The sequence below is a fragment of the Nonomuraea sp. NPDC048892 genome, from assembly GCF_040649735.1.
Classification (GTDB): Bacteria; Actinomycetota; Actinomycetes; order Streptosporangiales; family Streptosporangiaceae; genus Nonomuraea; species Nonomuraea maheshkhaliensis.
Genome location: NZ_JBEZFZ010000015.1, coordinates 160735 through 182110 on the forward strand (window position 1 = coordinate 160735; position 21376 = coordinate 182110).

The 21376-nt window shown below is 70.3% G+C and carries 21 protein-coding genes; 10 read left to right on the top strand and 11 right to left on the bottom strand.

Annotated features, from left to right (window positions below; translation table 11 throughout):
* Window positions 1-92 precede the first annotated feature (92 nt).
* Entirely contained in the window at window positions 93-2312 is a 2220-nt protein-coding gene (locus tag AB0C28_RS37325; RefSeq protein ID WP_358080254.1) for a sensor histidine kinase, read from the bottom strand.
* The gene (locus tag AB0C28_RS37330; protein ID WP_357853128.1) at window positions 2309-2638 is read right to left on the bottom strand and encodes a helix-turn-helix domain-containing protein; all 330 of its coding nucleotides are present in this window, start codon (window positions 2636-2638) and stop codon (window positions 2309-2311) included. Before AB0C28_RS37330 ends, AB0C28_RS37325 begins: the two co-directional genes overlap by 4 nt.
* Before the next feature lie 93 nt (window positions 2639-2731).
* Here AB0C28_RS37330 and AB0C28_RS37335 point away from each other — a divergent pair, with 93 nt between their 5' ends.
* From AB0C28_RS37335 to AB0C28_RS37345, 3 genes are read left to right on the top strand one after another with little or no spacing between them, the layout of a single operon-like run.
* Window positions 2732-3079, top strand: coding sequence for a DoxX family protein (locus AB0C28_RS37335; protein WP_357853125.1), 348 nt, complete (start codon window positions 2732-2734; stop codon window positions 3077-3079).
* 37 nt (window positions 3080-3116) lie between these two features.
* Complete coding sequence (locus tag AB0C28_RS37340; protein ID WP_358080255.1) at window positions 3117-4100, top strand: alpha/beta hydrolase; 984 nt, start codon at window positions 3117-3119, stop codon at window positions 4098-4100.
* Complete coding sequence (locus AB0C28_RS37345) at window positions 4097-4624, top strand: cupin domain-containing protein (protein WP_357853120.1); 528 nt, start codon at window positions 4097-4099, stop codon at window positions 4622-4624. The genes AB0C28_RS37340 and AB0C28_RS37345 overlap by 4 nt, the downstream gene beginning before the upstream one ends.
* 115 nt (window positions 4625-4739) lie before the next feature.
* On the opposite strand, the gene AB0C28_RS37350 is transcribed toward AB0C28_RS37345, so the two are convergent.
* The 4 genes from AB0C28_RS37350 to AB0C28_RS37365 are packed head-to-tail and all read right to left on the bottom strand — an operon-like array spanning window position 4740 to window position 9565.
* The gene (locus tag AB0C28_RS37350; RefSeq protein ID WP_358080256.1) at window positions 4740-6629 is read right to left on the bottom strand and encodes a beta-L-arabinofuranosidase domain-containing protein; all 1890 of its coding nucleotides are present in this window, start codon (window positions 6627-6629) and stop codon (window positions 4740-4742) included.
* Window positions 6622-7386 carry a carbohydrate ABC transporter permease gene (locus AB0C28_RS37355; RefSeq protein ID WP_358080257.1) on the bottom strand — a complete coding sequence of 255 codons (765 nt, stop codon included), beginning with the start codon at window positions 7384-7386 and terminating at the stop codon, window positions 6622-6624. The genes AB0C28_RS37350 and AB0C28_RS37355 overlap by 8 nt, the downstream gene beginning before the upstream one ends.
* The gene (locus AB0C28_RS37360) at window positions 7383-8294 is read right to left on the bottom strand and encodes a sugar ABC transporter permease (protein WP_357853111.1); all 912 of its coding nucleotides are present in this window, start codon (window positions 8292-8294) and stop codon (window positions 7383-7385) included. Before AB0C28_RS37360 ends, AB0C28_RS37355 begins: the two co-directional genes overlap by 4 nt.
* On the bottom strand, window positions 8291-9565 hold the full coding sequence (locus tag AB0C28_RS37365; protein WP_357853108.1) for a sugar ABC transporter substrate-binding protein: 1275 nt from the start codon (window positions 9563-9565) through the stop codon (window positions 8291-8293). Before AB0C28_RS37365 ends, AB0C28_RS37360 begins: the two co-directional genes overlap by 4 nt.
* A gap of 111 nt (window positions 9566-9676) precedes the next feature.
* On the opposite strand from AB0C28_RS37365, the gene AB0C28_RS37370 reads away from it, so the two are divergent.
* Entirely contained in the window at window positions 9677-10690 is a 1014-nt protein-coding gene (locus tag AB0C28_RS37370) for a LacI family DNA-binding transcriptional regulator (RefSeq protein ID WP_358080258.1), read from the top strand.
* A 74-nt stretch (window positions 10691-10764) separates the two neighbouring features.
* On the opposite strand, the gene AB0C28_RS37375 is transcribed toward AB0C28_RS37370, so the two are convergent.
* Both AB0C28_RS37375 and AB0C28_RS37380 read right to left on the bottom strand, forming a co-directional pair.
* Entirely contained in the window at window positions 10765-12072 is a 1308-nt protein-coding gene (locus tag AB0C28_RS37375; RefSeq protein ID WP_358080259.1) for a cellulase family glycosylhydrolase, read from the bottom strand.
* A gap of 124 nt (window positions 12073-12196) precedes the next feature.
* Complete coding sequence (locus AB0C28_RS37380; RefSeq protein WP_358080260.1) at window positions 12197-12904, bottom strand: TetR family transcriptional regulator; 708 nt, start codon at window positions 12902-12904, stop codon at window positions 12197-12199.
* Window positions 12905-13025: 121 nt separating this feature from the next.
* On the opposite strand from AB0C28_RS37380, the gene AB0C28_RS37385 reads away from it, so the two are divergent.
* From AB0C28_RS37385 to AB0C28_RS37400, 4 genes are read left to right on the top strand one after another with little or no spacing between them, the layout of a single operon-like run.
* Window positions 13026-13493 (top strand): 2Fe-2S iron-sulfur cluster-binding protein, encoded by a 468-nt coding sequence (locus tag AB0C28_RS37385; protein WP_357853488.1) that lies wholly within the window; start codon window positions 13026-13028, stop codon window positions 13491-13493.
* Window positions 13490-14479, top strand: coding sequence for a xanthine dehydrogenase family protein subunit M (locus AB0C28_RS37390; protein WP_358080261.1), 990 nt, complete (start codon window positions 13490-13492; stop codon window positions 14477-14479). The genes AB0C28_RS37385 and AB0C28_RS37390 overlap by 4 nt, the downstream gene beginning before the upstream one ends.
* Complete coding sequence (locus tag AB0C28_RS37395) at window positions 14476-16749, top strand: xanthine dehydrogenase family protein molybdopterin-binding subunit (protein ID WP_358080262.1); 2274 nt, start codon at window positions 14476-14478, stop codon at window positions 16747-16749. Before AB0C28_RS37390 ends, AB0C28_RS37395 begins: the two co-directional genes overlap by 4 nt.
* Before the next feature lie 42 nt (window positions 16750-16791).
* Window positions 16792-17250 carry a nuclear transport factor 2 family protein gene (locus AB0C28_RS37400; RefSeq protein WP_358080263.1) on the top strand — a complete coding sequence of 153 codons (459 nt, stop codon included), beginning with the start codon at window positions 16792-16794 and terminating at the stop codon, window positions 17248-17250.
* Here AB0C28_RS37400 and AB0C28_RS37405 read toward each other — a convergent pair.
* From AB0C28_RS37405 to AB0C28_RS37415, 3 genes are all read right to left on the bottom strand, one after another.
* Window positions 17243-18535, bottom strand: a complete 1293-nt coding sequence (locus AB0C28_RS37405; protein ID WP_358080264.1) for an ArsB/NhaD family transporter — start codon at window positions 18533-18535, stop codon at window positions 17243-17245. The genes AB0C28_RS37400 and AB0C28_RS37405 overlap by 8 nt on opposite strands.
* A gap of 101 nt (window positions 18536-18636) precedes the next feature.
* Entirely contained in the window at window positions 18637-19182 is a 546-nt protein-coding gene (locus AB0C28_RS37410; protein WP_357853083.1) for a hypothetical protein, read from the bottom strand.
* A 98-nt stretch (window positions 19183-19280) separates the two neighbouring features.
* The gene (locus tag AB0C28_RS37415; RefSeq protein ID WP_357853081.1) at window positions 19281-19898 is read right to left on the bottom strand and encodes a disulfide bond formation protein DsbA; all 618 of its coding nucleotides are present in this window, start codon (window positions 19896-19898) and stop codon (window positions 19281-19283) included.
* 111 nt (window positions 19899-20009) lie between these two features.
* Between AB0C28_RS37415 and AB0C28_RS37420 the strand changes: the two genes are divergently transcribed.
* The gene (locus AB0C28_RS37420; RefSeq protein WP_358080265.1) at window positions 20010-20753 is read left to right on the top strand and encodes a DUF429 domain-containing protein; all 744 of its coding nucleotides are present in this window, start codon (window positions 20010-20012) and stop codon (window positions 20751-20753) included.
* Between the two features lie 41 nt (window positions 20754-20794).
* Window positions 20795-21373, top strand: coding sequence for a DUF6461 domain-containing protein (locus AB0C28_RS37425; protein ID WP_357853075.1), 579 nt, complete (start codon window positions 20795-20797; stop codon window positions 21371-21373).
* The last annotated feature ends 3 nt before the right edge of the window (window positions 21374-21376 follow it).

Below are 21376 nucleotides of genomic sequence, written 5' to 3' on the forward strand. Positions count from 1 at the left end.
TCCTAGCTAATGCGCATTAGCGCGGGGTGATGCCTGGAATTGTTCGCCGCGCGGCATCGTGGTGTCAAGAGTTGCCGCAGTGCTAATTCGGATTAGCGAATTTCCGCCGGATTTCGGGGCCCGGTCGTCGGCGTCGTCGTGAGGGGGAGCGCGACCTCGACCCGGGTGCCCGTGCCCGGCTCGCCGGTCACCACGCAGCTGCCGCCGAGCTCGGCCGCCCGCTCGCGCATCGAGCCGAGCCCCACGCCCGCCCGGTGCGACTCGGGCAGCCCCCGGCCGTCGTCGGCGATCAGCATCCGCAGCACTCCCTCCTCCCGGTGCACGGCGATCCTGGCCCGCGACGCGCCCGCGTGCCTGCGGACGTTGGTCAGGGCCTCCTGGACGATGCGGTAGACCGCCACCTCCACCGCCGCCGGCAGGTCGGACAGGTCGCCGCCGATCTCCACCTCCACCTCGACATCGGGCACCTCGACATCGGCCACCTCGACATCGGCTCCGGCACCGGAGGACGACCGGCCGGCCAGGTCCCGCACCGCGCCGGCCAGGCCCAGGTCGTCGAGCGCGGGCGGGCGCAGGCCGTACACGAGCTCGCGGATGTCGCTCGTCACGGCGCCCATGCCGGCGTGCAGCTCGCGCAGCAGCTCGTCGGCGGCGTCGGGGGAGCGCTTGAGGCTGAGCCGGGCCATGGTGATGGTCATGGCCATCGCCGACAGGGTCTGGCCGAGTCCGTCGTGCAGGTCGCGGCGCAGGCGGCGGCGCTCCTCCTCCCTGGCCGTCAGGATGCGTTCTCGCGAACGTTGCAGGTCGGCGGCCATGCGTACGGCGTGCGCCACGTCGGCCGCGTACGGGGTGAGCGTGGCCAGGACGCGCTCGTTGTGCGCGGCGGGGAAGCGGCGCGGCCCCGGCGGCCCGACGAGCAGGCGGCCGACGCGGGTGCCGTGCCAGACCAGCGGCACCTCGCGCGCGGCGGGCCCGACGCGCCCGCTCTCGACGTAGCGGGGCTCGCCGTCGGCCACCTCCACGGCCACCCCCTCGACCGCGAGCCCGTCACGCAGCACGCTGACCACCGAGGTCAGCGCCTCGGCCGGGTCGCCGCGGCGCACGGCCTGGGTCAGCCGCCCGGCGAGCACGCCCGGGTCGCCCACCGCGCCGTACAGGAGCAGGTCCACGGCCCGTTGCAGGGCGCGGCGCAGCGGCTGGAAGAACGCGCCGGCGAACAGCGCGGCGGTGATCCCGGCCACCTGGTCGTAGCCGGAGACCACCAGCCCGGACAGGGCGCCGGCGCCGAAGTAGACGGCGCTGACCACGACCACCAGGCCCGCCGCGACGAGGGCCCGGCTGACGACGGTGTCGATCCCGTAGAGCCGGTAACGCATGACCGAGAACGCCACCGCGAACGGGATCGCCGCCGCCCACATGATCGACGGCCACATGAACACCGGCCAGATCGCGGCCAGGACCAGGAAGACGATGTAACCGGCGAAGGCGAACAGCGGCCAGCCGATCTGCCGGCGCGTGACCGGGTCGGCCCGCCGGATCCTGGCCAGCAGCGACAGCGCCGCCAGCGCCATCGCCGTGTAGATGCCCGCCCAGCCGACGACGTCCACGACCTCCAGGTACGGCGCCAGCGCGGGAATCCCCAGCGGGCTGGGGATGACCTCCGGGTACGGGTACCCCGCGCGGGGGGCCGTCATCCGGAACAGGTTGTGCACCGTCGCGGCCGTGATCGACAGGCAGCCCAGCCAGAGCGCGGGCCGCCAGTGCCGGGAGGGCAGCCGGCCGTCCGGCGAGTACAGCGGCAGCACCATCGTCAGCGCCAGCCCGCACACCGCCCAGCCGAGCTGCATCGGCACCCGGAACCAGCCGGCCAGGGCGAGCTCACCGCCGGCGGCGGCGCGGAACATCAGCGCGCCGGACACGTCGCTGATCCCGGCGGCCAGGCCGCCCGCGCACATGAGCCAGGCCATGTTCAGCCGGGGCCTGTGATGGATGAGGAACGCGCCGACCGCCGGGAAGGTGAAGACGACGGCGGACTGCGGGCTGACCGTCTTGGCCGGGGTCCACTCGGCGGGCAGGCCGAGCCAGATCAGGATCGTGGCCAGCCCCAGGAGCGGCGAGGCCACGGCCATCGCGGTGGCCACGACGGCCGCACCACTCATCCGCCGCGCACGCCCGGCCTCGACGCCGGTGTCCGTTTCGGCTTTCGGGTCGGTGTCCGGGTCGGTCCCCGGGCCGGGTCCGGGGTCGTCTGTCGTGTCGGCGAGTTCGGCCATCGTGCTGTACTCCGCCTTCCCCGCCCGAGCTCCGGTCATTCGGGCAGGTTGGCCTCGGCCCAAGCGGACAGTTCACGCAGAGCGGGCAGCAATGCCTGGCCCTTCTTCGTGAGCTGGTAGCTGACCGTGACCGGCGGCCCGGGGTCGACCGTTCGCTCGACGAGTTCCGCCGAGGACAGTTCGGCCAGCCGTTCGGAGAGCACCGAGTCATGAATCTTGCCGACGGCGCGGCGCAGCTCGGCGAAGCCGGCCGGGCCGTCGAGCAAGGTGGCCAGGATCATGCCGTTCCAGCGCTTGCCCAGGAACGAGAAGGCGCGGACGAGTGCGGCGCTGCACGCGCGCTCCTGATGCTGGGAATCACTCACCTCGATCACTCCTCAAGCCTACCCGGGTGTGCTACCTTTCCAAGGAGCTAGTAAAAAACAAGTGACTACGAAAAAATGAAAGGACACGTGGTCATGGCTTTCGTCACGGGTATCGCCTCCGTTCTGCTCGCGCTCGTGCTGCTCGTCTCGGCGTACGGCAAGCTGCGCCATGCGCCCAATCAGGTGCAGACCTTGACCCGAGTCGGCGTGGCACAGCAGCTCATCCCGGTGCTGGCGGCGCTGGAGATCGCGGGGGCGCTCGGCCTGCTGGCCGGACTGTTCTGGACACCGATCGGCATCGCCGCGGCGGCCGGCGTCGTCGCCTACTTCATCGGCGCGGTCGGTTCCCACCTGCGCGTCAAGGACTTCAACGTCACCGCGCCCGCCGTTCTGCTGCTCGCCGGCGGCGCCATCCTCACTCTGTCCATCGCCACCCTCTGAGCAGGCGACTCATCTTCCTCACACCGAAGGAGCAACCATGACCGCGACCATCGCTCGCCCGCCGTACGACCCGGAGCTGGCTCAAACACTCGACGCGCTCAAAGAAATGCTGCCCGTGACGGTCACCGCGGACATGATTCCAGCGCTACGCACGATGACCGCCGGCCGTTCCACGGCCGAGCTGGCCATCGGTGATCGACCCATCGAGCACCAGACCATGGTCATCGACGGCTACGACGGCGCCGAGATCGAGGTCTCGGTACTGCGGCGCCGCGACCACACCACCGCCACAGCCGGTGTCTACTACGTGCACGGCGGCGGCATGATCCTCGGTAACCGTTTCACCGACCTGGGCCAGCTGGCCGGCTGGGTCGAGGAGTTCGACGTCGTCGGGGTGAGCGTCGAATACCGGCTCGCGCCCGAGTTCCCCGATCCCTACCCGGTGGAAGACTCCTATGCCGGACTGACCTGGATGGCCGCACACGCCGACGAGCTGGGCATCGACCCGGATCGCATCATCGTCGCCGGAGCCAGCGCCGGCGGAGGCATCGCGGCCGGCACGGTCCTGCTCGCCCGAGACCGGCAGGGGCCGTCGGTGCTCGGCCAGATGCTGTTCTACCCCATGCTCGACGACCGCGACGCCACGACCTCAACCCATCAGTACGAGGGCATCGGCATCTGGGATCGCGGCAGCAACCTCACCGGATGGACCGCACTGCTCGGCGAGCGCCGCGGCACCGACGACGTCTCCATCTACGCCGCCCCGGCCCGCGCCGAGCACCTGGGCGGCCTGCCGGTCACCTATCTCGACTGCGGCTCGGCCGAAGTCTTCCGAGACGAGGACGTCGCGTATGCCTCCGCACTGTGGGCAGCCGGCGTCCAAGCCGAACTGCACGTCTGGCCGGGTGGTTTCCACACCTTCGACACCATGGCGCCCGATGCGGCGCTCACCGCCCGCATGCTCGACGCACGCCTCACCTGGCTACGCCGGCTGCTCGACACCACCGAGGAGATGGCATGACGTTCACCCCGCTTCCCATTCCCGACCAGGACGACCCGCGCTGGACCCGTAAAGACGCCATCTTCGTCCCCCGCGGCGGCGGCGTCACCACATGGGTGATCGGAGACACGACCACCGTCAAGATCAGCGGAAAGCAGACGGGGGGCGCACTAGGCGTACTCGAAAGCTCTGTTCCGCCCGGCGGAGGCGCGATCGCTCACGCCCACGGACGCGAGGAGGAGGCGTTCTACGTCCTCGACGGCGACTTCTCCTTCATCAACGGCGACGAAGCCATCGCCGCCGGCCCCGGAGACTTCCTCTTCGTCCCACGCGGCAACCGCCACGGCTTCACCAACACAGGAAGGCTGCCCGGCCGACTGCTCACCTTCATGCTCCCCGCCGGTCACGAACAATTCTGGCTCGACAACGGCGTCGATCCCGTACCCGGCGAGCCCGCACCGATCTGGGGCCCCGAGGAACTGGCCGCCCTCATCCCCGAACTCGCCAAACACCAGGTCACCCTGATGCCCGACCCTCGCCCATAAGCTTCGCGGCGATCCGCCGGGACTCGCGCGCGGGGATGTCGGTGCGCGCGAAGGCTGGCCGCGGACCGGTCGGCATCAGCCCCGTGCCGGCCGGATCTCCGCGCACGTGCTCCTCCTATTTCGCCGGGGGGATCGTCGGAAGCCAGACCCGCATGGTCGCGGGCCCCCGGTTCCCCCACCGGTGGTAGGGAACCAGCCGCAACCGCACGTCGGCGCCGTCCTCGGGAGCACCCGCAGCCCCGTACGGCCAGCCACCGCCATCGCCGGAGCCGCCGGAGCCGCCCGAGACTCCCGAGCCGCCGCCGATCGAGGCGGTCACCTCCAGCTCGACCACACCCTCGGCCCCGTCACCCGCAGGCCGCTCCACCGGCGGCTCGGTGCGTACGGTCAGATCGCCCAGCGGCGGCTCGTCGGCCACCGACTCCGCGCAGTACACCAGCGGCCCCCGCTCGACCGCCGCACTGCCCCGCAGCGCGTCGATCCGCCGGTCGGGGAACGTCCACCTCGGCCGCATCGGCAGTTCGAGCCGGAGCTCGTCGCCGGCTCGCCACGGCCCCTCGACGTGCACGTACCCGGGACTCACCGGCCGTACGACCGGCCCGTCGGGCAGCGGCGCGTCCTGCGCGGAGACGGGCACGCGGGCCAGCGTCGCGTCCGCCGCCCAGGCGGGCACCCGCAGGCCGATATGGCCCGCGCCGTCCTCCAGCACCCGCACCCGCACCGAGCCGGTCCACGGGTAGCCGGTCTCCACCCGCACCGCCAGCCGCCCGTGCCGGATCTCCGACGGAGTGAAGTGGTGCAGCACGATCCCGTCGCCGGTCCCGGCGGCCAGGTAGGCGGGCAGGGAGGCCAGCGTGCGGGCGATGTTGTTCGGGCAGCAGGACACGTCGAACCAGGGCGAGCGCAGCCCGCCCTCCGCCGCGTGGTTGACACCGTCGTGCGGCACCGCCGGCACCCGTACCTGCAGCGGGTTGGCGTAGAAGAACGAGCGGCCGTCCAGCGCCACGCCGGTCGCGAGCATGTTGTAGAGCGTGCGCTCGGTCAGGTCGGCGTAGCGGACGTCGCCGGTGGCCAGCAGCAGCCGGTGCGCCAGCATGACCGAGGCGATGCTCGCGCAGGTCTCGTTGTAGGCCCGGTCGGGCGGCAGCTCGTAGTCCTCGCCGTACGACTCGTCGGCATGCCTCGAGCCCATGCCGCCGGTCAGATGGGTACGCCGCGCGACCGTCCGCTCCCACTGGGCCTCGACCGCCTTCAGCAGCTCCTGGTCCCCGGTCTCGACCGCCACGTCCACCACGCCGGAGGCCAGGTAGAGCGCGCGGACGACGTGCCCGCGGAACACCTGCGCCTGCCTGACCGGCACGTCGTCCTGGTAGTAGCCGCGGCCGAAGGGGATGTCGGCCAGCGCGGGCAGCCCGCGCCGCTCGACGAAACGGCGGGCCATCTCCAGGTAGCGCTCGGTGCCGGTGGCCCGGTAGAGCTCGACCAGCGCCATCTCGATCACGGGGTGGCCGCAGGTCTCGGTGCCGTTCATGAAGCGGCGGCACACGTGGTCGGCGGCCTTGACGACGACCTCCGTCAGCAGGTCCTGGCCGTGCGTGCGCAGCCTGGCCACGCCGGCCTGGATGAGGTGGCCGTAGCAGTAGAGCTCGTGGCCCCACTCGAAGTCGGTGTAGCGGCTGCCGGACCAGCGCGTGTTGAGGTAGCCGTCGCCCTCCTGGGCCTGCGCCACCGTCTCGGCCAGCGCGGGCAGCCCCGGATGGCCGGCCCAGGCCATGGCTTCGAGCAGCTTGTAGATCTCCGAGTCGCTGAACTCCCGCCCCCTGCGGGGCCGCTCGCCTCTGAAGTTGCCGATCCAGCCTTCTCGTTCCTCCCACTCCCGGCAGTGGTCGATCGTGACCTCGCGGTTCAGCGCGGCCCGGTCGCCCCAGAAGCCGGGCGAGAGGCGTACCGCGTCGAGGCCGAGGGGGGACAGGACGCCCGATGAGGGCAGGACGGGATTAGCCACGCAGAGCTCCTGACATGAATCCGCGCACGTAGTGGCGCTGCAGCACGATGAAGAGGATGAGGCAGGGGAGGGCCATGACCATGACGCCGGCCTGGAGCATGCCGTAGTCGACGGCTCCGAACGTGTGCTGCGTCATGCTGACCACGGCCACCGGCAGCGTGAACGACGAGCCGTCGTTGAGCAGGATGAGCGGGGCGAAGAAGTCGTTCCACGAGGCGAGGAAGGCGAACAGCCCCACCGTGATCAGCGCCGGCCGCACGGCGTGCAGCAGCACCCTGGAGAAGGCCCGGAACGTGCCGCACCCGTCCACCAGCGCCGCCTCCTCCAGCTCGCGCGGCAGCGCCCCGAACGCGTTGCGCATCATGAACAGCGCGAACGGGAGCTGGAACATCACGAACACCAGCGACAGCCCGACCAGGGAGTTCTGCAGGCCGAGATAACCGAGCAGGACGTAGAGCGGGATCAGGATCGTCGCGTACGGCACCATGAGGATCGCCAGCGTGGCCAGGAACAGCAGGTTCTTGCCCGGGAAGTCGAAGCGGGCGAACCCGTAGCCGCCGAGCGCCGAGACGACGAGCGTGCCGGCCACCGTCATGCCGGACACCAGCACGCTGTTGGTCGCGTACGTGTCCAGGCCCTCGCCGAACCCGGCCATCTCCAGGTAGTTGGACGGCTCCTCCAGCGAGGCGTAGCCGCTCCACACCAGCGGGAACAGGAACAGCACCGCCAGCGCGGACAGCGTGAGGTAGCGGCTCACCGCAGCCTCCTCATCATCAGCGTGTTGAGCCCGACCAGGGCCGCGAGCAGCACGACCGACAGGGCCGCCGCGCCGCCGAGGTCGAAGCGGAAGAAGGCGTCGCGATAGACGACCATGACCATCGAGACCGTGCTGTTGTCCGGGCCGCCGTTGGTGAAGACGAAGAACTGGTCGAAGGCCAGCAGCGAGCCGGTGACGCTGAGGATCAGCATCAGCGCCAGCGTCGGGCGCAGCAGCGGCAGCGTGATCTTGGTGAGGATCTGCCACCGGTTGGCGCCGTCGCTCCTCGCGGCCTCGTACACCTCGGTGGGGATCGCCTGGAGGCCGGTCAGCAGGATGAGCATGTTGAACCCGGCGAAACGCCACAACACCAGCGTGATCGTGGAGAACAGCGCCATGTTCGGGGTGCCGATCCACTTCACCGGCTCGCTCGTGATGCCGAGCGCCTGGAGCATGGGGTCGATGGGGCCGAAGTCGTTGTTCAGCATCCCGTAGAAGAGCAGGCCGGCCGCGGCGAAGCCGACCGCGCCGGGCAGGAAGAACGCGGTCCTGAAGAAGGCGATGCCGGGCCTGCGCTCCTGCACCAGCAGCGCCAGCCCGAGCGCCACGCCCGACAGCAGGACCGTGGTGATCACCGTGTACTTCAGCGTGAACACGACCGCGTCGATGAACAGCGGGTTGTCGGCGATCTTGAGGTAGTTGTCCGGGGCGTTGAAGGTGGCCGGGCCGAGCAGTGGCCAGCGGTTGAGCGACATCCAGACGACCAGCACGAGCGGCGCGATGAACAGCACGCCCACGATGACCGCCGTCGGGGCCGCGTACAGCCAGCCCTGCACCTTCCTGCCGCGCCACCGGGCGGGCGGCGCCGCGTGTGCCGCCCGCCCGGATCTCGTGACCGTCAGCGTCATTGCTGCAGGGACTTCGTGATCTCGGCGTTCAGCTGCGCGACCTTCGAGGCGTCGCCGAACACCGCCTCACGGGCCAGGCGCAGCCACGGGCCCTGCGGGTCGTTGTAGGTCTGGCCGAAGCGCAGCGCGAAGGGGGTCTGGCCCTTGGCCACCAGCGAGTTGATCAGCACCACCCGCGGGTCCTCCGAGGAGTACTTGTTGTCGGCCAGGTCGGTGCGCGCGAGCACGTCCTTGTTCTTGGCCATGACCTCGACCTGGGCGTCGTCGGAGACCGTCCAGGACAGGAACTCCCAGGCCGCGTCGGCGTGCTCGCTGGTGGCGGAGATGCCCACCGAGTCGCCGCCGACGAACGTGGACTCGCCGCCGTCGGGGCCCGCGATCGGGGTGACGCCGATCTTCATCTCCTTCGGCATCAGGCCGAGCGTGGTCGAGGGCATCGGCATGACGCCGATCTCGCCCTTGGGGAAGAAGCCGGTCCAGGTCGGGCCCTGCTCCTCCTTGGCGGTCGGGCCCGTGGCCTTCTTCTCGTACAGCTCGCGCCAGATCTTGAACACCTCGGTCATGGCGGGCTGGTCGTTGAGCGAGGCCGTGCCGTCGTCGTTCATGACCTGCGCGCCCGCGGCCCAGACCGACGGCCAGAAGGTGAAGACGTAGCAGCCGCCGCAGTTGCCGCCGAAGAAGGTGCCGTGCACCTTGCCGTCCTTGCCCAGCTTCTCCTGGATCGTGGTGGCGTGCTGGGCGAACTCCTTGAGCGTCTTCGGCCCCTGCTCGGGGTCGAGGCCGGCCTTCTCGTACAGGTCCTTGTTCCAGAACCAGACCGACAGGTCCAGGGTGTGCGGGAGCGTGTACTGCCGGTTGTCGAGCGTGCCGAGCTTCATGTGCGAGGGGGCGAGCTTGTCCTTGTACGGCAGCGCCGCGATGCGGTCGGTGACGTCCATGAACAGGCCCTGGGAGGTGTAGTTCGGGACGAAGATGACGTCGGCCGCGAAGACGTCGGGCAACTGCTTGGCCCCGGCCGCCGCCGCGATGCGCGGCTGGTAGTTGTCGGTCGGGATGACGGTGAGCTTGACCTGGTTCTTGTGGCTGCTGTTGTAGGCCTTGACCAGGCGCTCGGTCTGCGTCTGGGTGGCCGCGCGGGTCCACATGGTGATCGTCACGGGACCGTCCGCGGGCGTGGCGCCGTCGCCTCCTCCGCCACCGGGGCTGCCGCAGGCCGCGGCTGTGAGCGCTAACACACCTAGGAGGGAGATCCCGGCCAGCCTTCGTCTCATGATGTGCTCCTGGACTTAAAGGTTTTCGGAAACGTAGAAGAAACGTGGGGCCCTGTCAATGGGTGCTAAGGTGCACAGTGGTTCACCATTCACCGAAAAGGGTTTCGACGTATGGCGGTTAAGCGGGCGACCATCAACGATGTGGCCTCGCTGGCGGGGGTATCGATCGCCACGGCCTCCAAGGCGCTCAACGGGCGCCAGGACGTGCGGGCGGCCACGCGCGAGCGGGTGCTCGCCGCCGCGGCCGAGCTCTCCTTCCAGCCGAACGCCCTGGCCAGAGGGCTGCTGTCCGGGCAGACGCGGACCGTGGGGCTGCTCACCTCCGACAGCGTCGGCCGGTTCGGCATCCCCGTGCTCCTCGGCGCCGAGGACGCGTTCGGGGCCGGGGAGATGGCCGTGCTGCTCTGCGACGCGCGCGGCGACGCGATCAGGGAGCAGCACCACATCAGGGCGCTGCTGTCGCGACGGGTCGACGGGCTGATCGTGGTGGGCGAGAGCACCAACCCGCGGCCGTCGATCAGCAAGGACCTGCCGGTGCCGGTCGTCTACGCGTACGGGCCGTCGGAGGACCCCGCCGACGTGTCGTTCGTCCCCGACGACGTCGGGGCGGCGGCGATGGCCGTCAACCACCTGCTGGCACTCGGCCGGCGGCGGATCGCCCACGTCACCGGGCCCGGCCACTACAAGGCGGCCCGCGACCGCGAGGAGGGGTTCCGCCAGGCGCTGGCCGAGGCCGGCGTCGCCCAGGCGGGGCGGACGCTGTCCGGGGTGTGGTCGCAGCGGTGGGGGCGGCACGCGGCGGAGATGCTGCTCATGGCCGAGCCGGAGATCGACGCCGTGTTCTGCGGCAGCGACCAGATCGCGGCTGGGTTCGTCGAGGCGGTGCGGGAGCGGGGGCGGCGGGTGCCGGACGACGTGGCCGTGGTGGGCTACGACAACTGGGAGGTGCTGTCCACCGAGACGCGGCCCGCGCTGACGACCGTGGACATGAACCTGGAGGTGCTGGGGCGGACGGCGGCGCAGCACTTGTTCGCGGCGATCGACGGCAAGGCGACGCCCGGCGTGCACACCTTGCCGTGCCAGCTCGTCATCCGCGACTCCACCTCACCCCCCGGGGTGTCCTGACACTTCCGGGGGGTGGTGGGGCCGCGTCCGGGGCTGGACCTCAGCCCATCGCGGTGGGGCGGGTCAGGTGTGCGTCAGGAGGCGGCGCAGGTGTACGAGCTCACGGTGGCGGTGCCGCCGGGCCGGGTGACCTGGAAGCCGAAGCCGGTCGAGCCGCCCGCCCCCAGGTTGCCGTTGTAGCCGGCGTTGCGCGCCGTCACCGTCTGCCCGCTGGACGTGAGCGTAGCGTTCCAGGAGCCGGCGATCGTGTGCCCGGACGGCAGCGTGAAGGTGACCGTCCAGCCGGTGACCGGCGCGGTGCCGGTGTTGGTGACCGTGGCCTGCACCACGTACCCGCCGCCCCACTGGCTCTGCACCGACCCGGCGGCCGTGCAGCCGCCGCCCCCGCCCCCGCCGCCGCCGCCGAAGAACGTGGCCTCGCGCGAGGTCGCGGCGATGCCGTTCGTGCCGTTGAAGATGCGCTGCCCCCATGAGGTCAGGCCGGCGGCGTTGAAGTCGGTGACCATGTCGAGGTATTCGACGCCGCCGCCGTTCCCGCTCCACGACCAGCCGATGTAGCCGAGGCCGCGTGACTGCGCCTGAGCCATGATCGTGTCCTCGTCGGGGTCGCCGTCGGAGTGGTTGTGCCCGAACTCCCCGACGACCAGCGGCAGGCCGGCGCTCTGGAAGGCGTTCAGGTAGGCGTTGATCTCGGCGGCCGTGTCGAAGACGCCGTACATGTGGATGGAGAAGACGGTGTTGCGCTGCGGGTCGGCGGCGGCGACGGCCTGGGCGTTGTCGCGCATGGTGAACTGCCAGTCCTGGCCCCAGTTGGGCGCGTCCACCATCAGCAGGTGCTGGAAGCCGAGCGCGCGCATCCGGCCGATCGCGCTGGTGGTCGCGGCGGTCCAGGAGGAGGCGTTGTTGTTGCCGATGGGCTCGTTGCCGATGTTGACCACGATGAAGTCCTCGGTGCCGGTGAGGGCACTCTTGACGCTGCTCCAGTAGTCGACGGCCTGGTCCAGCGTGTACGCCCCGCTCTGCTCGCCGTACCCGGTGGTGTCGTGGTTTTCGAGCACGCATATTAACCGGTTCTGCCGGCACAGGGAGACGACGTTCGCCACGTCGGACGCCCCGTTGGCGGGCCACCGGCCGCCGCTCAGCACCACGCGCACGGTGTTGGCGCGCAGGGCCTTGATGTCGGCGAAGGAGCCGGTCTGGCCGGTGTACCAGGTGTGCGCGTGGCTGACGCCGCGCATGACGAACGCGTTCCCGTTGGCCTCCAGGATTCTCGTGCCGCTGACCCGTAACCCGACCGCGGCGTGCGCGGGAGCCGGGGAGATGAGCATCGAGATCAGGAGCGACAGGAGCGCCGCCGTGGCGAGCCCGAGTCGGTGGGTCATGAGGTGCCCTTCTACTGCCGTTAACCGGTTAGGTCCTGCACGGGCACATGCTCTGCGGAATCAGCAGCGACGTCCAGAAAGTCACCCGAGGACGGTCAGGAACGCCTGGACCGGGGTGAAAGTTTCACTTCGCCGGCTCGTCGGTGCGGGCCGGCGACTCGCCTCCGAGGGCCGACGGCTCGCCCCTGAGCGTCGGCAGGCCCGCCGCCAGAGCCTTGAGCCCGCGGACGAGCGTGGGCAGCAGCACCGGGCAGAGGGCGGCCAGCTCGGGGTCCTCGGCGTAGACCTGGATCACCGTGGGCGGCGGGTTGGCCGCCGGATAGAGCGTGCCGGCCAGGCTGCTCGCGGCGGCGACCAGCTCCATGCCCTCGCGCTCGGTCAGGTCGGTGACGGCCGCGACCTCGGCGCCCAGCTCGGTGGCGATGGTGATGACCGCGCGCTTGAACGTACGGGCGGCCTCGACGGAGACGTTGTGTTCGAGGCTGGTGGAGGTGTGCCCGAGCAGGTCGCAGAGCAGCGGCCGGTCCGTGATCGTCTCGGCCAGCACGGTCGCCGCCTCGCCCGCGCCGGTGGCCGCGCGCAGGCGCGGAGCGGCGCTGTCGGCCCACTGCCGCCACTCTTCGCCGGCCAGCTCCAGGTAGATCTCCTCGCGGGTGCCGAAATAGCGCACGATGTTGGACTTCACCAGCCCGACGGCCTCGGCGACCGCGCCCAGGGTGACATTGCGTACGCCGGAGGTGCGGGCCAGCTCGCGGGCGGCGTCGAGGATCGCCTCGCGCCGCTGCTGTTTGTGCTCGGGCCGCCTGGCCCGGCGAAATGCCGCCCTCGTCATGTCCGTCTCAGCATACTGGTCCTACTTAAGGGAACGCCGTTCACTTGTTAAGGGTACGGTGTTCTGTTAGCGTCCCGACTACACCGGCACAGAAAAGAGATGGCGAGTGACCGAGATCAGGATGAAGGTGAACGGCGACGTCGCCGCGCTCGACGTCGAGCCATGGGTGAGCCTGCTCGACGCGCTGCGCGAACGCCTCGGCGTGACCGGGCCGAAGAAGGGCTGCGACCAGGGCGCCTGCGGCGCCTGCACGGTGCTGGCCGACGGCGTGCGGATCAACTCCTGCCTGGCCCTGGCCGTCCAGTACGACGGCCGCGAGATCACCACGATCGAGGGTGTGGACCATCCGCTGCAGGAGGCGTTCGTCCGCAACGACGGCCTCCAATGCGGCTACTGCACCTCCGGTCAGATCTGCTCGGCCATCGGCATGCTGGCCGAGCACGCGGCCGGCATGCCCAGCGCGGCCGGCGGCTCGGGTGAGCTCAGCCAGGACGAGGTCAGGGAGCGGATGAGCGGCAACCTGTGCCGCTGCGGCGCCTACAACGGCATCGTGGACGCGATCATGGAAGTGGCGGGGGAGACCAGGTGAAGCCGTTCGCGTACGTCAAGCCGGTGGACGTCGAGGCCGCCCTGCGGGCCGTCGCCACCGAGCCTGGCGCCAAGTTCCTCGGCGGCGGCACCAATTTGGTCGACCTGATGCGCGAGGGCATCGAGCAGCCGCAGACCGTCGTGGACGTCTCCGGGCTGCCCTTCGACACCGTGGAGGACCTGCCGGACGGCGGGCTGCGCATCGGCGCACTCGTCCGCAACAGCACTTTGGCCGCCGACCCGCGCGTGCGCGACCGCTATCCGGCGCTGTCGCAGGCGCTGCTGTCGGGCGCCTCCGGCCAACTGCGCAACATGGCCACCGTGGGCGGCAACCTGCTCCAGCGCACCCGCTGCCTCTACTTCTACGACACCACCTCCGCCTGCAACAAGCGCGAGCCCGGCAGCGGCTGCGACGCGCTCGACGGGTTCAACCGGAGCTGCGCGATCCTGGGCGTCAGCGAGAGCTGCATCGCCACCCACCCCTCCGACATGTGCGTGGCGCTGGCCGCCCTGGACGCCGTCGTCGAGGTACGCGGCACCGGCGGCACCCGCCGCATCCCGGTGACCGACCTGCACCGGCTCCCCGGCGACACCCCCGAGATCGAGACCGACCTGGCCCCCGGCGAGCTCATCACCGCGGTCGAGCTGCCGCCGGCCCCGGCGAACTCCCGCTACCGCAAGGTCCGCGACCGGGCTTCGTACGCGTTCGCCCTGGTCTCGGTGGCCGCCGCGCTGGAGGTGAGCGACGGAACGGTGACACTGGCCCGGCTGGCGCTCGGCGGCGTCGCCCCCAAACCCTGGCGCGCCCGCGAGGCCGAGCGGCTGCTGACCGGAGGCCCGGCCGACGAGGCGGCGTTCCGGCGCGCGGCCGAGGCCGAACTGGCCGCGGCGAGTGTCCGCGACGGAAACGCGTTCAAGACCGCACTCGCCACCTCCACGATCGTGGCCACGCTGCGCGAGCTGAGCAAGGAAGGGGCCGTGCGATGAGCATCAAGTACGCCGAGGCCGAGCCGGCGACGACGGACGCGACGAAGTACGTCGGCCGCGCGGTCGACCGGATCGACGGCCCCGCCAAGACCACGGGCGAGGCCCGCTACGCCGCCGAGCACTCCTACCCCGACCTGGCCTACGCCGCGCTCGTGCATGCCACGATCCCGCGCGGCCGCGTCACCGCCATCGACACGGAGGCGGCGCGCGCGGTGCGCGGCGTGATCGACGTGCTCACCCACGAGAACGTCCCGGCCATGAAACCGCCGCGCAAGCCCAGCGTCCTCGACCTCAGCTCGATGGTCTCCGGCACCACGGTCAACTACCTGGGCACCGACGAGGTGCACTGGAACGGCCAGCCGATCGCCGTCGTGGTCGCCGAGACGCTGGAGATCGCCCGGTACGCGGCGTCGCTGGTGCGGCCCTTGTACCAGGAGCTGCCCGCCGCGACCTCCTTCGAGGCGGAGAAGCACAATGCCGTCCCGCAGAAGAGCAGCCTGATCGCCGAGGCGTCGGCGAACAAGGGGGACGCGCCGGCCGCGCTGGCCGCAGCGCCGTACGCGGTGGACCTGACCTTCTCGACGCCGCCGCACAACCACAACGCGATCGAGCCGCACGCCACCACCGCGGTCTGGGACGGCGACCGGCTGACCCTGCACGAGGGCACCCAGAACATCGCCTGGACGCGCCGGCACCTGGCCCTGCGGTTCGGCGTGCCGGAGAAGTCGATCAGGATCCTGTCGCCCCACGTCGGCGGCGGTTTCGGGGGGAAAGGCTCGGTCTGGGCGGGCACCCTGCTCGCCGTCCTGGCCGCACGGGTGACCGGCCGGGCGGTACGGCTGGCGCTCACCCGCGAGAGCGTCTACCACACGGTCGGCGGGCGCACCGCCAGCACCCAGCGGGTCGCCCTGGGCGCGGACGCGGACGGCCGGCTGACCGCGCTGATCCACACCAGCGTGTCCAGGACCGGCCGCACCGGCGGCTCGGGGGAGCAGATCACCGCCGGCTCCCGGCACCTCTACGCCGCGCCCAACATCCACCTGCAGCAGAATGTGGTCCAGCTCGACCTGCTGGCCAACACGTTCATGCGGGCCCCCGGCGAGTCCATCGGCACCTTCGCCATGGAGTCGGCCGTGGACGAGCTGGCCTGGAAGCTGGGCATGGACCCGATCGAGCTGCGCATGCGCAACGAGCCCGAGCGTGATCCGCTGGGCGGGCAGGAGTTCTCGGGGCGGCGGCTGCGGGAGGCGTACGCGCTGGGCGCCGAACGCTTCGGCTGGAGTCGGCGCGATCCTCAGGCCGGGGCCATGCGCGACGGGAAATGGCTGGTCGGCATGGGGGTGGCCACGGCCTACCACCCGTCGCTGCAGATGATGGCGAGCGTGACCGTGCGGCTGGAGGCCGACGGTACGCTCGTGGTGCGCTGCGGCCTGCACGAGATGGGCATGGGGACGGCGACCGTACAGGCTCAGATCGCCGCCGACGAGATGGGCGTGCCGCTGGACAGGGTACGCGTGGAGTACGGCGATTCCGACCTGCCGCCGGGCCCGGGGGCAGGCGGCTCGATGCAGACCGCGACCGCCGCGGCGGGCGTGACAGCCGCCTGCGCCAAGCTCAAGCGCACGCTGACCGGCCTGGCCCGCCGCGCACCCGGCTCACCCCTGCGCGGCACCCGCCCCGCCGACGTACAGGCCCGAGACGGAGGACTCTACGCCGGGGACCGCGGCCTCACCTACAAGGAGATCCTCTCCGCCGCCGGCCGCGACCACGTGGAGGCCGGGGTCAAGGCGAACACGCTGACGTTCATGACCAAGTTCCTGCGCGAGCGCAGGAAGTGGGTGAAGGCGGCGACCGGGGCGCACTTCTGCGAGGTGCGGGTCGACCCCGACACCATGGAGGTACGGGTGTCGCGCTGGCTCGGCGTCTTCGACGCCGGCACGATCATCAACGCCAGGACGGCGGCCAGCCAGCTGCGCGGCGGGATCGTGATGGGCATCGGCATGGCGCTGTCGGAGCACACCCTGATCGACCCGCGCAACGGCCGTGTGGTCAACCCGAGCTTGTCGGAGTACCACATGCCGGTGCACGCCGATGTCCCGCACATCGACGTGGAATGGCTGAACGAACCGGACCCGACCATGCCGCTGGGCCTGCGCGGGATCGGGGAGGTGGGCATCACCGGGGTCGCCGCGGCCGTGGCCAACGCCGTCCGGCACGCGACGGGCAAGCGCGTGGCGGACCTGCCGATCACCCTCGACAAGCTGCTGTGACTCTAGGCTGCTGTGTCGAGGATCTTTGAGGAGGCATCCGCCATGTCACGTCCGCCGTTCCCGCCGTTCACCGAGGAGAGCGCCCGGCTCAAGGTCCAGGCCGCCGAGGACGCCTGGAACACGTGCGACCCCGACCGGGTCGCGATGGCGTACACGGAGGACACGGTCTGGCGCAACCGCGCCGAGTTCGTGACCGGGCGCGACGAGGTGAGGGCGTTCCTGCGGCGCAAGTGGGACAGGGAGCTGGACTACGCGCTGCGGAAGGAGTTGTGGGGCGTGCTCGGGAACCGCATCGCGGTGCGGTTCCAGTACGAGTGCCACGACGCTTCCGGGCAGTGGTGGCGCAGCTACGGGAACGAGCAGTGGGAGTTCGACGAGGCGGGGTTGATGCGGCGCAGGGAGGCCAGCATCAACGACGTGCGGATCACGGAGTCGGAGCGCCGCATCTTCGGCACCCGCCCGGAGTCGGAGCACGGCGTGGACGTACTACCGCTCAGGTGAGATAGCGCAGCCAGAGGTAGGGCGTCGACAACGCCACGGTGACGAACGTGACGACCAGCCCATACCGGGTGAACTGCCAGAAGGAGATGGGCGTGCCGTTTCGGGCGGCGATGCCGATGATCACCACATTGGCCGCCGCCCCCACCGCCGTCGCGTTCCCGCCCAGGTCGGCTCCGATCGCCAGGGCCCACCAGAGCACCTGGGCGTGCTCGTTCCCGCCGTTGGCCTGGACGAGGTCGGCGACGATGGGGCTCATGGTGGCCACGTACGGGATGTTGTCGATCACCGCCGACAGCCCCGTCGAGGCCCACAGCAGCGACATCGTCGCCAGCCCGAGCTGCCCCTGCGTCGCCTGCGCCGCCGCCTTCGAGATCTCGCCGATGACGCCGGTCTCCACCAGTGCCCCCACCATGACGAACAGCCCGGCGAAGAACACCAGCGTCGGCCACTCCACCTCGCGGATGGCGTCCTCGGTCGTCACCCTCGTCGCCGCCACCAGTACGCCGGCTCCCAGCAACGCGACCACGCTCGGCTCGTAGTGCAGCACGGAATGCAGCACGAACGCCGCCATCACCAGCGCCAGCACGACCAGCGACTGCCACAGCAGCCGCCGGTCGGAGATGGCCTCGCGCTCGTTCAACGTCATGATCTCGGCGGCCAGCTCGGGGTCGTACCTGAACGACTTCCTGAACAACCACCTGCACAACACCGCGAACACCGCCACCAGCACCACGATCAGCGGCGCCAGGTGCACGAGGAAGTCGTTGAAGGTCAGGCCGCCGCGGCTGGCGATGATGATGTTCGGCGGATCGCCGATCAGCGTGGACGCGCCGCCGATGTTCGACGCCATCGCCTCGGCGATCAGGTACGGCGCCACCGGCAACGCCAGCCGTTCACACACCAGGAACGTCACGGGCGCGATCAGCAGCACGGTCGTCACGTTGTCCAGCAGCGCCGACGCGCTCGCCGTGATCACCACGAGCAGCACCATCAGCCGGTACGGCCGCCCCCGGGCCCGCTTGGCCGCCCAGATCGCCAGGAACTCGAACACTCCGGTCTGTTTCAGCACGCCGACGATGACCATCATGCCGAGCAGCAGGAAGATCACGTTCCAGTCGATGCCGGCCCGCTCGTCGAAGAACGCGGCGCCGGCGTCGGTGGCGTGGATCAGCAACATGATCCCCGCCCCGCCCAGCGCCGCTGCCACGCGGTGCACCTTTTCGGTGGCGATCAGCGTGTACGCGCCCAGAAAGACGGCCACCGCCACCCACGCCGTGATCGTCACGCGCGCAACCTATCAACCACCAGCCGACGACCCGCACACCACCCGCACGGCGCCGTGGATCACCGCGTAAGCGTCACCGGAACCCCTACCGGGGTCGAGCTCTATCGGGGGACGCGAATCCACCGGGGATCGTCATAACGCTGCTCCACCCCATCCCCCGGCAGAAAATCGGGCGCCGTACACAACACGATCTCCTCCCGAACCTCCAGATACCGAATCAGCCCCGCCGCCACCGACAGCACCGCCTCGACCCCGCCACTCCCTTGCGGCATACGCCCTTCCAGCACCCCCACCACATCAGTGAGCCCGAACTCCTCAGGCAGCAACTCCGCCACCTCCCGGATGAAGCCCTCGGTCACCCGAGCGTGCACCATGACCGTCCCCTTCTCCGCCTCCGCCCCGGCCTGCCCCGACCCGCCACAACTCCCACAGCCACCCGTGTCGCGAGGATTGATGGAGATCTCCCCGGTGCCGAGACACATCACGCACCGGCCGTACTCGGCGGCGTGCCTCGCGGCGGCGTCCCGATCGGCCAGCGGCAGCCCGCAACTACAGGAGAAGGAGTTGTAGGTCCCTTCGGCATAGTCGTGAAAGGCGATCTCGTCGGGTGCGTCAACCCACCCGATGCTGATGACGTGCTCGTCCATAAGGGGTGTCAGCGCTCTCGTTTCCGGCGGTACGGATGCCACGAGGCACCCAAGATAGCCCGCCCCACCACGCCGGATCACCCATTCGCACAAACCCGTCACCCTCGGTGAGCACGATCGAGCTGCGGCTCCTCGTGCGGCCTGCCCTTCAGCTCATGGAACCCCGGAGTGCCCGCCACCAGCAGCGTCCCGTCCCACAGCCGGCCCGCCTGTTCCCCGGTCGGGAGACGCGAGACGACCGGCCCGAAGAACACCACCCGCTCGCCGCCGCCACGGGTGACCGCCACGATCGGGGTGCCCACGTGGTCACCGCCGATCAGAGCCATGCCCTCGGCGTGCGAAGCCCGCACGTCGCCGTCGTACGCGGCGCTCATCCCCGCCTCGGCCAGCTCGACCGGCAGCCCGGCCGTGGCCAGCGCCGTCCGCAGGTCGCCGAGCCAGTCGCCGGCGCCGGTCGTCCACAGGGCTGTGTACAGCCGGCCGAGCGCTTCCTGGCCGTGCTCGCGCAGGGTGGCCGCGCAGACGCGTACGGGGACCCAGAGATAGCCCTCCGGATCCCCTTCCGGATCGTCGTCGCGGCCCTCGTTGAGCACCGACAGGCTCATCAGATGCCAGCGCACCTCGACCTCCCGCACCTCCCGCACCTGCAGCAACCAGCGCGAGGTCAGCCAGGTGTAGGGGCAGGAGGGATCGAACCAGAAGTCGGCGATGTCCATCACCTCAGCATGCCACTCCCGATCTTCCCCACACCGGAACCAGAGCCCTCGAAGCCTCACGGCCCCTCAGCCCAGGCTTCCCCAGCAGACCGCCTTCTCTACAGTTGAGAAGTGCTGACAGCAGGCATCGACCTCGCCGCAGAACCTCCACGCACAGCCGTGGCCTGGCTTACCTGGTCATCCAACGGCGCCCAAGTCACCCGCCTCGAACTCGGGGCAAAAGACGACCTCCTCATCGAAGCCATCACCGCAGCCACCAAGACCGGCATCGACTGCCCCTTCGGCTGGCCGGTCAAGTTCATCGACTTCATCACCGCCCACCGAACAGGCCACGTCACAGTGCCCCAGGACGTACCCGCCCTGATCTGGCGCCACGACCTGACCCACCGCGTCACGGACCAGGCAGTGGAGGCCCGAACCGGCCGCCGCCCCCTGAGCGCCTCGGCCGACCGCATAGGCCACACCACGATGCGCTGCGCCGCCCTTCTCTCCACCCTCGCCGCCCAAGGCCACCCGGTGGACCGCCGCGGAACCGGCGCGGCCGTGGAGGTCTACCCGGCCGCCACCCTCAGACTCTGGAACCTCCCACACCAAAGCTACAAACGCCCCACCGAACTGAACGTGCTCGTAGACCGCCTCAAGAGAGAGGCCCCCTGGCTGGACCTGGCCGGCCACGAAGCCCTCTGCCGCACCTCCGCCGACGCCACCGACGCCGTCATCTGCGCCCTGGCCGCCCGCGCCGCCGCCCTCGGCCTCGCCACCACCCCACCCCCGGAACACTCGGAAACCGCAGCCGCCGAAGGCTGGATCGCCCTGCCCACCACACCCCTGAACGACCTCATCCAGGCGCCCTGACCAGCGCCGCTTCTGTCAGTCCCACCTGCCACCATGCCGAGATGACACCAGACAACGACTACGAAGCCCTCGCCGAAACAGGCGGTTGCATCACCTATGTCCGAGGCCTCACACCGAAGCAGGTCATCCTCAGACTCGGCGGCCACCCCGAGACTTTCACCTCGGCGTCGTTCCACGATCTGTACGACACCGTCCCCGGCTCGTCCGGAGCGCGCCTCGGCATCACATCCATCGGCGACTGGTCAATGATCGTCGAGATGAACTCGGAGTTCGGCCTCACCGGCAGCGTCATCACCCGCTTATCCGCCGGCACCCGCCTCGTCTCCCACTACTGCCTCGACACCAAAGCCCTCGACTACTTCTACTGGCTGGAGGACGGCGACCTCCGCTTCTGCTTCATCGCCCAGGAGGGCTACATGCAGCCCGTGCCCGACGAACTCGTACCGCTAATGCGCGAGATCGACACCCGCTACCCCAGCTTCCCCGACCCCCATGAAGGCCCGATGTTCGTCCTGGCCGAACACCTCACCGGCATCAACCTGACCCCGAGCCTCCTGGAACAGGCCACCTACCTCTCCGGCGTCGTCCCCGCCCAAGAGGAGGACCTCCTGACCTGGTGACCA